Source organism: Bradyrhizobium sp. SHOUNA76, from assembly GCF_023006445.1.
In the GTDB taxonomy this organism is placed as follows: Bacteria; Pseudomonadota; Alphaproteobacteria; order Rhizobiales; family Xanthobacteraceae; genus Bradyrhizobium.
Genome location: NZ_JALBHA010000177.1, coordinates 1 through 11,215 on the forward strand (window position 1 = coordinate 1; position 11,215 = coordinate 11,215).

Genomic DNA, 11,215 nt, shown 5'->3' on the forward strand with positions numbered 1-11,215 from the left:
CGGCGCCACCGTGCGCGAAGGCGTGGCCGCCAGCAACATCCGGTATAGCGACGGTCTCTGGCACGTCGACGTCGGCTCGGACACCTATGCCGCGCCGGTGCTCGTCAACGCCGCCGGCGCCTGGGCCGGCAAGATCGCAACCGCGCTCGGCGAGCCCGTGCCGGTCGAAACCGTGGCGCCGATGTTGATGATCACCTCGCGCGTGCCGCACTTCATCGATCCCGTCGTGATCCTGCGCGGCCGCAAACTCTCCTTCAAGCAATTCTCCAACGGCACCGTGCTGATCGGCGGCGGCCATTTGGCAACGCCGTACCAGGATCGCAATGAGACGGTGCTGGACTGGAAGAGCCTCGCGACCAGCGCCCGCACCGTGTTCGAGCTGTTCCCGGTGATGCGCAGCGCCACCATCGTCCGCGCCTGGGCCGGGATCGAGGCGAAGATGAAGGACGATATCCCCGTGTTCGGTCCGAGCAGCCGCCACAAGGGGCTCTATCATCAGTTCGGCTTCTCGCTGCACGGCTTCCAGCTCGGCCCCGGCGCCGGTGCGGTCATGGCCGAGCTGATAGTCAACGGCGGCACTCAGACCCGCGTCAGCGATCTCGGCATCGACCGTTTCCATCCCTCCACGCTCTAGGAATGAGAAGTTGTCGAATCCCATCTGTTGCTCCGAACTCGCTCGACCTCTCCCGCTTGCGGGAGAGGGGGCTCATCGGCTTCGCCAATTCAGACTTGCTGAATACCATCACGCTCTAACAACAAGAGGACATCATGAGCATCACCCGCAGCATCCGCACGCCCATCATGCACCGCGCCGTCGAAGCCAACGGCTTCGTCTTCCTCGGCGGCACCATCGCCGACGACACCTCGGTCTCGATGGGCGACCAGACCCGCAACATCCTCGGCAAGATCGCCGGCTACCTGAAGGAAGCGGGAACCGACAAGTCGCGCGTCGTCAGCGCCTCGATCTTCGTCACGGACCTCTCCAAGAAGAAGGAGATGGACGCGGCTTGGACCGAGTTCTTCGGCGACAATCTGCCGACCCGCGCCACGGTTGGCGTCGCCGATCTCGGCGGCAGCGCGCTGATCGAAGTGGTGGTCACCGCATTCAAGGGCTGATCGCAGGCTCATCGAACGACAGCGCTTTCCTCGCGCTGTCGTTCCCTCGAACCGTGGCTTGATCTTGCGCTTCTGCAGGACTAGTTAGAGGGCTCTCAATCAGGAACTTCGCAGCCATGGATTTTACCCCGACCGCAGCGCACATCCGCCTTGCTCACGGGGAATCCCATGCCTGCTTCAATCATCCTGTCGAACCTGTCGCTGTCCACGCCTGACGGCCGTTCTCTTCTTTCCAGCATCGATCTGACATTCGCCGCCGAGCGCACCGGTCTCGTCGGCCGTAACGGCGTCGGGAAGACGACGCTGCTTGCGTCAATTCTGGGGGAGCATGTTCCCCAGTCCGGACGTGTTCTGATCAACGGCACCATCGGCCTGCTGCGCCAGGGCGTTCAACCGCCTCCGGATGCGACGGTGGCTGATCTGTTCGATGTGCGGCAGGCACTGGGGCTGATGCGCCGTGCGGAGCGGGGCGAGATCTCGGCCGACGACATCGCCACAATCGACTGGACGCTCGAAGCGCGGCTTCAAACCGCGCTGGCGCGCCTCGGCTTCGATCCCTCTCCTGAGACGCAGCTCTCACGCCTGTCCGGCGGCCAGATCACGCGGGTGCGCCTCGCCGCACTGGTCTTCGCCGAGCCCGACTTCCTGCTGCTGGACGAGCCCACCAACAATCTCGACCAAGACGGACGCAAGGCGGTGACCGATCTCCTCGCCGCCTGGCGCAGCGGCGCGATCGTCGTCAGCCACGATCGGAACCTGCTCGAAACCATGGATACGATCGTCGAACTGACATCGCTGGGCGCAACACGATACGGCGGCAATTTCAGCCGCTACCGCGAGCAGAAGGCCCTCGAGCTCGCGGCCGTCAGGCACGATCTGGCGCATGCCGAGAGACGCCTGTGCGAGATCGATGGCAAGGCACAGGCGACCGCCGAGCGGAAAGATCGCAAGGACAGCGGCGGGAAGAAGAAACGGGCGAAAGGCGACATGCCGCGCATCCTGGCCGGCGCGCGCAAGGACCGCAGCGAGGATACTGGCGGCAAGCTTGCGCAAATCGCCGAGCGGCGGCGCGCCGAAGCGCTGGAAGCTGCCGACACGGCACGTCGCCGCATCGAAGTTCTTCAGCCGCTGTCAGTGAAACTGCCCGCGACCGGTCTGCCCGCGGGCAGGGAGGTGGCTTGGCTCGACGGCGTCACCGCCGGCTATCGGCCGGAGCAGCCGGTCTTGCGTGATCTGTCGTTCACGATCGTCGGTCCGGAGCGCGTTGCGTTAGTCGGGCCCAACGGCTCGGGCAAGACGACGCTGCTGAAACTCATTGCCGGCGAGTTGCGCCCCTTCTCGGGCACGGTCCGGGTCAGGCCCGACTTCGCGCTGTTCGACCAGAAAATCAGCCTGCTCGATCCCGTGCTCTCGATCCTGGAAAATTTCGGCCGTCTCAATCCAGCGGCGGGCGCAAATGCGTGCCATGCCGCGCTGGCCCGGTTCATGTTTCGCGCCGATGCCGCCTTGCAGGTCGTCGGCAGTCTGAGCGGCGGGCAAATGTTTCGTGCGGGCCTTGCCTGCGTGCTGGGCGGGACGAGGCCGCCGTCCCTGCTGATCCTGGACGAGCCGACCAATCATCTCGACATCGAGTCCATCGAAGCCGTTGAAGCTGGCTTGAGAGCCTATGACGGCGCGCTGCTCGTCGTTAGCCACGACGAAGCGTTCCTGCAGGCGATCGGGATTGGGCGTCGGATCGAGGTCGCCGCCAAGGCGCTGCACTCCAACGGCAGGATCATCTGATCCCGCCCGGCGGTCCGGATATGGCAGTGATTATCAAAAACCCGACGCCCTGCCCCCAGCGCGTCGGGTGGAAAAAATGAGTATCAATCCGTGATCCCAACCCGAGTGTTGTGACGCGTGTCGCATCAATTTTCTACTCCGGGAAACTACCGCGTTGGACCGGGCTTTGCCTTCCCTGTGCGAGGGTCTATGAGGCTGCGCTTCCACCCGGCTCCAGCGCTTCGCCGATCTCCAGCGGATGGGCCATGGTCTCGTGCAGGGCGTCGCGATCGAGCTCGCCTTCGGAAATGCTGATGACGACGCAGGCGACGCCGTTGCCGATCAGATTGGTCAGAGCGCGGCATTCGCTCATGAACTTGTCGATGCCGACCAGGATCGCGATCGACTGGATCGGGATGTCAGGCACGATCGAGAGCGTCGCGGCGAGCGTGATGAAGCCGGCGCCGGTGACGCCCGAGGCACCTTTCGAGGTGATCATGGCAATGCCGAGGATGCCGAGCTCCTGCCAGATCGTCAGATGCGTATTGGTCGCCTGTGCCAAAAACAGCGTCGCCAGCGTCATGTAGATGTTGGTGCCATCGAGGTTGAAGCTGTAGCCGGTCGGGATCACGAGGCCGACCACCGAGCGCGAGGCGCCGAGATGCTCCATCTTCTGGATCATTTGCGGCAGAACCGTTTCGGAGGATGAGGTGCCGAGCACGATCAGCAGCTCGTCCTTGATGTAGGCGATGAAGCGCAGGATCGAGAAGCCGGCGAGCCGGGCGATCGCGCCGAGCACGATCAGCACGAACAGCATGCTGGTGAGATAGAACGTCCCGATCAGGGCCGCGAGGTTGAGCAGCGAGCCGAGGCCGTAGGCGCCGACGGTGAACGCCATCGCGCCGAAAGCGCCGATCGGGGCCACGCGCACGATGATGCGGATGATGCCGAAGAACATCTTCGCCGCCTTGTCGATCGCGTCCGCAATGGGTTCCCCGGCCTTGCCAAGGAAGGCGATGGCGAAGCCCGAGAGGATCGAGATCAACAGCACCTGCAACAGATCGCCCCGCGCGATCGCGCCCAGATAGCTGTCGGGAATGATCGCCATCAGATGGGCGACGATGCCTTCCTCCTTGGCCTTGGTGACGTAGGTGGCCACCGATTTCGGATCGATCGTGGCGGGATCGATGTTGAAGCCGTGTCCGGGCTGGAGAACCTCGCCGACGAGCAGGCCGACGGCGAGCGCAACGGTCGAGACCGTTTCGAAATAGATCAGCGACTTCAGCCCGACCCGGCCGACACGCTTGAGGTCGCCCATCGAGGAGATGCCGTGCACCACGGTGCAGAAGATCACCGGCGCGATCATCATCTTGATCAGCGCGATGAAGCCGTCGCCGAGCGGCTTCAGCGCCTTGCCGAGATCAGGGTAGGAATAGCCGACAAGTACACCGAGCACGATCGCGATCAGGACCTGAATGTAGAGGATCTTGTACCAGGGCTGATGCCGGCGCTGGATGGCTGGCTGGATCGCGACTTGTGTCATAGAGTGTGTCCCGGAACGCATTGATCTTGCAGGATTTGGATCCTGCTTGATCTGCACCATGTGATGGCCGCCGCAGAAGTGACAATCACGTTTTTGTCGGATCGCACGAAGATCAATCGCTGCACCGCAATTGGGGGGAACATGGCGACTGCAATCGGCTCCGATCAGCAAACGCACGGCTATTTTCCGCGCTGGAAGCTCAAGACCTCGGGCGTGATCATGCCGGAGGAGCGGCTGTCATGGGGCCAGACCGCAGTGTCCGGTCTCCAGCATTGCGTTGCGATGTCGGGATCTACGATCATCGCGCCGCTGCTGATGGGGTTCGATCCCAATGTTGCGGTCCTGTTCTCCGGCATCGGCACGCTGATCTTCTTCGTCATCGTCGCCGGGCGCGTGCCGAGCTATCTCGGATCGAGCTTCGCGTTCATCGCCGTCGTCATCGCCGCCACCGGCTACGCCGGGCAGGGTCCGAACCCGAATTTGTCAGTTGCCCTCGGCGGCATCGTCGGCGCGGGGGTGCTGTACGGCGCGATCGCGCTGATCGTGATGTGGTCAGGGGTCGGCTGGGTCGAGAGACTGCTGCCGCCGGCCGTCACCGGCGCTGTGGTCGCTGCGATCGGTCTCAACCTCGCGCCCGTGGCGGTCAAGGCGGTGAGCGCCAGCACCTTCGACACGGGTATCGGGCTCGCGACCGTTCTGATCATCGGCGTGGTCGCCGTGGCCGCGCCGGGCCTGTGGCGCAGGCTGCCGATCATCCTTGGCGCAATCGGCGGATATCTTTTGTATTTGCTGTTTGCGAACGGTCTCGGCTTCGGCAAGCCGGTCGACTTCGCGCAACTCTCGGCCGCGCCGTGGTTCGGGCTGCCGAGCTTCACCACGCCGACATTCCAGGCCGACGCAATCTTCCTGATCGCGCCGGTTGCGGTCATCCTCGTCGCCGAGAACCTCGGTCACATCAAGGCAGTCGGCGCCATGACGGGCCGGAGCCTCGATGCCTATCTCGGCCGCGCCCTGTTCGCCGACAGCCTAGCTACCATCGTCGCAGCCTGCGGCGGCGGCACTGGCGTCACCACCTATGCCGAGAACATCGGCGTCATGGCGGCGACGAAAGTCTATTCCACCCTGTTGTTTGCCTTCGCGGCCATGGTATCGATCCTGCTCGGCTTCTCGCCGAAATTCGGCGCGCTGATCCTGTCGATTCCCGGACCCGTCATCGGCGGCCTCTCGATCGTGCTGTTCGGATTGATCGCGGCGATGGCGGGCCGGATCTGGGTCGAGAATAAGGTCGACTTTGCAAATCCTGCAAACCTGATCACCGCCGCCGTGGCGTTGACCGCGGGCGCGGGCGACCTGACGCTCAAATTCGGCGCATTCACGATCGGCGGGATCGGCACCGCAACCTTTGGCGCCATCATCTTGTATCAGATCCTGACCTCGCCGCTGGCGAGACCTGCCGAATGAATCCCAGCGATGCGCTGAGGAGATGGAACAAAAAGCGCCTTCCGCCGATGATGAGGCATTCCGGAGAGAACCCATGCCACAACCCGATCGCTCGACTTCGTTTCCCTCGCGCCTTGTCGGCCAATACGCGCTGGTGACCGGCGCCTCGCAAGGCATCGGCCGCGCCGTCGCCGTCCGGCTCGCCCAGGAAGGCGCGACTGTTGCCATCAATTATTTCGATCATCCTGAAGGGGCCGAGGAGACGCTTGCGCTGGCGCGGACGGCATCGGGCGATCGCGGCCATGGCAAGCTCGATCACATCATGGCCAAGGCCGATGTCGGCAATGAGCAGGACGTTGCGGCGATGTTCGAGACGATCCTTTCGCGCTGGAAGCGCCTCGACTGTCTCGTCAACAATGCCGGCTTCCAGCGGGAGTCGCCCAGTGAAGCGCTCGACATCGAAACCTATCGCCGCATCATCGACGTCAATCTCAACGGCGCCGTGCTCTGCGCGCAGAAGGCGCTCGCACATTTCGTCGCGCGCGGCGGAGGCGGCAGCATCATCAACTGCTCCAGCGTCCATCAGATCGTTCCAAAGCCCGGCTATCTCGCTTATTCGATCAGCAAGGGCGGCATGGCCAATTTGACCCGCACGCTGGCGCTGGAGTTCGCCGGCCGTAATATCCGCGTGAATGCGGTCGGCCCGGGCGCGATCGACACGCCGATCAACGCGGCCTGGACCGGCGATCCCCAGAAGCGCGGCGTTGTCACCAGCCACATTCCGATGGGGCGCGTCGGCACGCCGGAAGAGATCGCCGCTGTGTTCGCCTTCCTCGCCTCGGATGATGCGAGCTACATCACCGGGCAGACGCTCTACGCCTGCGGAGGCCTGACTTTGTTTCCCGAATTCCGGGAGAATTGGGCGAGCTGACTTCAGTTTGTGACTGCGGGGATGGCGGTCGGGCCGGGTAGGGGTCTGCGTCGCCGTGTGCTATCGACCGTGGACGACGCTGCCGCTATTGGCAAGCGCCGACACATGAAGGGCTCGTGACCACAAATATCAACATCAATGCCTACAGTGACGCGCTGGTGGTCCTCGGGACTGCCGGTGTCGTGGTGCCGATTGTCCGCCATTGGGGCATCAATCCCGTGCTGGGTTATCTCGGTGCCGGCGCCATCCTGGGTCCGCTCGGGCTTGGCTCGCTCGTAAAGGACCTCCCGCTCCTGTACTGGTTCACGGTGGCGGACGCAGAGAACGTCGAGGGGATCGCAAATCTCGGTATCGTGTTCCTGCTCTTCCTGATCGGGCTCGAGCTGTCTTTCCGAAGGCTCGTCACGATGCGACGCCTGGTGTTCGGGCTTGGCGGCCTGCAGGTGCTGATGACGTCCGCGATGATTTTCGGTGCGGCGCTCCTCTCCGGGCAGAGCTCCGACGCGGCCGTCATCCTTGGTGCCAGCCTTGCGCTGTCCTCGACGGCGATCGTGCTCGAGCTCCTGTCCAGCGAGAGGCGGCTTGCGACCACGACCGGGCGCGCCAGCTTTTCGGTTCTGCTGGCCCAGGACCTAGCAGTGGTTCCCATTCTGGTCTTCGTCTCGGTGCTCGGCGCGGGAAATGATGGCTCCGTCCTGACGCACATCTCCAGTGCGATCCTGAAAGCCGCGCTGGCGGTCGCTGTCCTCATTCTGCTCGGACGGCTCCTGATGCGTCCGCTCTTCCAGATGGTTGCAGGCACCCATTCGACGGAGTTGTTCGTCGCCGCGACCTTGTTCGTCATTGTCGGCGCGGGGCTTGCCGCGCACCAGGCCGGCCTGTCGATGGCGCTCGGAGCATTCGTTGCGGGACTGATGCTGGCGGAAACGGAGTATGGCAAGGCCATTGAGGCCACCGTCGAGCCGTTCAAGGGCCTGCTGCTCGGCATCTTCTTCTTCACTGTCGGCATGGCCATCGACTTCCGCGTGTTCATGCGCGAGCCTGGATGGCTGCTGGCCGCCGTTGTCGGCCTTCTCGCCGGCAAGACGATCGTGCTCATTGTCCAGGGCCGCATTTTCAGGCTCTCGTGGCCTGCGGCGATCGAGAGCGGCTTCCTGCTGGGTCCCGTCGGCGAATTCGCTTTCGTCAGCATCGGAATGGCGGCGGCCGGCGGCCTGATCGAACCACGCGTGTCGAGCTTTGCCGTCGCCATCACGGCCGTGACGATGGCGTTGACACCGTTATTGAACATGCTCGGACGACGGCTGGGCGCCAAGCTTCGCAGCGAGCGCACGCCAGATCCCGAACTCGCGGTTCGGCCGCCCGGCGACCGGGCGCAGGCCATCGTGATCGGCTACGGCCGCGTCGGAAAGGTCGTCTGCTCGCTGCTGACCAGCCACGGCCTGAACTACATCGCGGTCGATCACGAGGCCGTCGCCGTGGCGCGTGACCGCCGCGACGGTCACAAGGTCTATTTTGGCGATGCGACAGAACCGGGTTTCCTCGAAGCCTGCGGCCTGATGCAGACGACCGGTGTGATCATCACCATCCAGTCGCGGCCGGCGATCGATGCTGTCGTCGAGCGGGTCCGCGCGGCGCGCCCGGATGTGCTGATCGTTTCACGTGCGCGGGACGCCGATCATGCCCGCCACCTCTATGCGATCGGCGCAACCGATGCGGTGCCGGAGACCATCGAGGCGAGCCTGCAGCTTTCCGAAGCCGCATTGGTCGGCCTCGGCGTTGCGGTCGGGCATGCGATCGCGTCGGTGCACGAGAAGCGGGACGAATTCCGGCTGACGCTGCAGCAAGCCGCCCGCATTGCAGGACAAGACAAGGCTCGTCCGCTGGATCTCGCGGGGCGCCGGTCCCCGCGATAGCCGCCTAGCCGAGCTGCTGCACGCCGCGGACTGCAATGATCTGGCAAAACCGCCCGGCGCAGACTACATCTGCGCCATGGCAAATGCTCCGCTGGCAAGCTCCGCGCTCGAAAAATTCGTCGACCGGCACGAACGGCTGTTCGTGCTGACCGGCGCCGGCTGCAGCACCAATTCAGGCATTCCCGACTATCGCGACGGAAACGGCAATTGGAAGCGGACCCAGCCGGTCAACTTTCAGTCCTTCATGTCGGACGAGCAGACGCGCCGGCGCTATTGGGCCCGCAGCCTGATCGGCTGGCGGCGGTTCGGGCAGGCAAAGCCGAATGATGCGCACCACGCGCTCGCCCGGCTCGAGGCGAACGGCCGGTGCAGGATGCTGCTGACCCAGAACGTCGATCGGCTGCATCAATCCGCCGGCCACCGGCAGGTGATCGACCTGCATGGCCGGCTCGACCTGGTCCGCTGCATGGGCTGCGGGGCGAAGATGCCGCGCGATGAGTTTCAGCAGTCGCTGGGTCGCGCGAATGCGGCGTGGCTGGCGCTCGATGCCGCCGATGCACCGGATGGCGACGCCGATCTGGAGCACGAAGACTTTTGGTCCTTCCAAGTGCCTCCTTGCGAAGCGTGCGGCGGCATCCTCAAGCCCGACGTCGTGTTCTTCGGCGAGAACGTCCCGCGCGACATCGTCGCTACCGCGCAGGACCATCTGTCGCAGGCCGACGCGATGCTCATCGTCGGCTCCTCGCTGATGGTCTATTCGGGATTCCGCTTCGTGCAGGCCGCCGCGCAGCGCAACATTCCGATTGCGGCGGTCAATCTCGGCCGCACCCGCGCCGACGATCTCCTCACGCTCAAGGTCGAGGAGCGCTGCGAAGCGGCGCTTGCATTCCTGCTCTGATCGCGCCGGCGCCGAACACGCCTTGCCTATTGCATAGGTGCCAAGCAGAATGGCCGGACGCGGCGTTGTCCTCGTCGTCCATGGCATGGAAATTGCTGCGTTTTTGAACCAGTCTTGACGATCAGCACGGAGAATTTGGAATGCTTGAGGGAGCCGAGGTGCGGCTTGCCGTTGATATCGGTGGCACGTTCACCGACATCGTGCTGGACGTGGGCGAGGTACGGAAGACGCGCAAGCTGCTGACGACGCCACAGCGGCCCGAACAGGCGGTGCTGGACGGCATGCGCCTCATTCTCACTGACGCGCGCGCGCATATCAGCGACATCGACGTCTTCATTCACGGCACGACGCTCGCGACCAACGCGATCATCGAGCGCCGCGGTGCCAGGACGGCCCTCATTGCGACCGAAGGCTTTCGCGACGTGCTCGATATCGGCACCGAGAGCCGCTACGATCAATATGATCTCGGCATCGACAAGCCGAAGTCGCTGGCGCCGCGCAGCCTGCGTTTCACCGTGCCCGAGCGCGTCGACGCCCACGGCGTCGTCCGCCTCCCGCTTGACGAAACTTCGGTGCGCGCACTCGCGCCGAGATTGCGTGGGCTGGGCGTCGAGAGCGTCGCGATCGCCTTCCTGCACTCCTACGCCAATCCCGAGCACGAGCGCCGCGCGGCCGCGATCCTGGCCGAGGAGATGCCTGGCATCTCCGTGACCGTGTCCTCTGCCGTGTGTCCCGAGATCCGCGAATATGAGCGCACATCGACTGCGGTCGCGAACGCTTATGTGCAACCCCTGATCGACGGCTATCTCGCCCGCATGGCCGACGCCTTGCAGGTCGAGCAGTTCCGCGGCGCGATCTACCTCGTCACCTCCGGCGGCGGCGTCACCTCGATCGAGACGGCACGGCGCTTTCCGGTGCGTCTCGTCGAATCCGGCCCCGCCGGCGGCGCCATTTTCGCGGCGCAGATCGCCGCGCGTCTTGGCGAAAGCAAGGTGCTGTCCTTCGACATGGGCGGCACCACCGCGAAGATCTGCCTGATCGAGAAGTATCAGCCCGAGACCTCGCGCGTGTTCGAGGTCGATCGCGCCGCGCGCTTTCTCAAGGGCTCCGGTCTGCCGGTGCGCATTCCCGTGATCGAGATGGTCGAGATTGGCGCCGGCGGCGGCTCGATCGCCCATGTCGATGCGATGAAGCGCGTCACTGTCGGCCCGGAGAGCGCCTCGTCGGAGCCTGGTCCCGCCTGTTACGGCCGCGGCGGCCAGCGTCCGGCCGTGACGGATGCGGACGTTGCGCTCGGCATGATCGATCCCGATGCGTTTGCGGCCGGAACGATCAAGCTCGATCCGGAGCTGTCGAAGCAGGCGCTGCTGCGCGACGTCGGCGAGCCGCTCGGCCTGTCCGCGGAAACCGCGGCCTATGCCGTTCATGAAGTCGTCTGCGAGAACATGGCGAGCGCGGCGCGCGTCCATGCGGTCGAGCGTGGGGAGATTGTCGGCCAGCACACGTTGATCGCCTTCGGTGGTGCCGCGCCGCTGCATGCGGCGCGCGTCGCCGAGAAGATCGGCGTCTCCCGGGTGATCGTGCCGTCGAACGCCGGCGTCGGCTCGGCC

9 protein-coding genes are annotated in these 11,215 nt (G+C 64.6%); 8 read left to right on the top strand and 1 reads right to left on the bottom strand.

Annotation, left to right across the window (positions count from 1 at the left end):
• The 3 genes from MOV74_RS19195 to MOV74_RS19205 form a co-directional block, all read left to right on the top strand.
• Positions 1 to 634 (top strand): FAD-binding oxidoreductase (locus MOV74_RS19195; RefSeq protein ID WP_246925636.1); only part of this gene is annotated, 634 nt, incomplete at its 5' end.
• Positions 635 to 768: 134 nt separating this feature from the next.
• Positions 769 to 1,116, top strand: a complete 348-nt coding sequence (locus MOV74_RS19200) for a RidA family protein (protein ID WP_246925637.1) — start codon at positions 769 to 771, stop codon at positions 1,114 to 1,116.
• A 168-nt stretch (positions 1,117 to 1,284) separates the two neighbouring features.
• Positions 1,285 to 2,898, top strand: a complete 1,614-nt coding sequence (locus MOV74_RS19205) for an ABC-F family ATP-binding cassette domain-containing protein (protein ID WP_246925638.1) — start codon at positions 1,285 to 1,287, stop codon at positions 2,896 to 2,898.
• 187 nt (positions 2,899 to 3,085) lie between these two features.
• On the opposite strand, the gene MOV74_RS19210 is transcribed toward MOV74_RS19205, so the two are convergent.
• Positions 3,086 to 4,420, bottom strand: coding sequence for a dicarboxylate/amino acid:cation symporter (locus MOV74_RS19210; protein ID WP_246925639.1), 1,335 nt, complete (start codon positions 4,418 to 4,420; stop codon positions 3,086 to 3,088).
• Positions 4,421 to 4,561: 141 nt separating this feature from the next.
• Here MOV74_RS19210 and MOV74_RS19215 point away from each other — a divergent pair, with 141 nt between their 5' ends.
• The 5 genes from MOV74_RS19215 to MOV74_RS19235 form a co-directional block, all read left to right on the top strand.
• Positions 4,562 to 5,881, top strand: coding sequence for a solute carrier family 23 protein (locus tag MOV74_RS19215; RefSeq protein WP_246925640.1), 1,320 nt, complete (start codon positions 4,562 to 4,564; stop codon positions 5,879 to 5,881).
• 73 nt (positions 5,882 to 5,954) lie between these two features.
• The gene (locus MOV74_RS19220; protein ID WP_246925643.1) at positions 5,955 to 6,791 is read left to right on the top strand and encodes an SDR family oxidoreductase; all 837 of its coding nucleotides are present in this window, start codon (positions 5,955 to 5,957) and stop codon (positions 6,789 to 6,791) included.
• Between the two features lie 116 nt (positions 6,792 to 6,907).
• Positions 6,908 to 8,707: a cation:proton antiporter gene (locus MOV74_RS19225; RefSeq protein WP_246925646.1), complete on the top strand. Its 1,800-nt coding sequence runs from the start codon at positions 6,908 to 6,910 to the stop codon at positions 8,705 to 8,707.
• A gap of 76 nt (positions 8,708 to 8,783) precedes the next feature.
• Positions 8,784 to 9,605 (top strand): NAD-dependent protein deacetylase, encoded by an 822-nt coding sequence (locus MOV74_RS19230; RefSeq protein WP_246925649.1) that lies wholly within the window; start codon positions 8,784 to 8,786, stop codon positions 9,603 to 9,605.
• Between the two features lie 140 nt (positions 9,606 to 9,745).
• Positions 9,746 to 11,215, top strand: a 1,470-nt coding sequence (locus tag MOV74_RS19235; protein ID WP_246925652.1) for a hydantoinase/oxoprolinase family protein, incomplete at its 3' end; no start/stop codon positions are given.

Coding starts and splice junctions, on each gene's coding strand:
- MOV74_RS19200 (WP_246925637.1), top strand. CDS start 769: ATGAGCATCACCCGCAGCATCCGCACGCCCATCATGCACCGCGCCGTC.
- MOV74_RS19205 (WP_246925638.1), top strand. CDS start 1,285: ATGCCTGCTTCAATCATCCTGTCGAACCTGTCGCTGTCCACGCCTGAC.
- MOV74_RS19210 (WP_246925639.1), bottom strand. CDS start 4,420: ATGACACAAGTCGCGATCCAGCCAGCCATCCAGCGCCGGCATCAGCCC.
- MOV74_RS19215 (WP_246925640.1), top strand. CDS start 4,562: ATGGCGACTGCAATCGGCTCCGATCAGCAAACGCACGGCTATTTTCCG.
- MOV74_RS19220 (WP_246925643.1), top strand. CDS start 5,955: ATGCCACAACCCGATCGCTCGACTTCGTTTCCCTCGCGCCTTGTCGGC.
- MOV74_RS19230 (WP_246925649.1), top strand. CDS start 8,784: ATGGCAAATGCTCCGCTGGCAAGCTCCGCGCTCGAAAAATTCGTCGAC.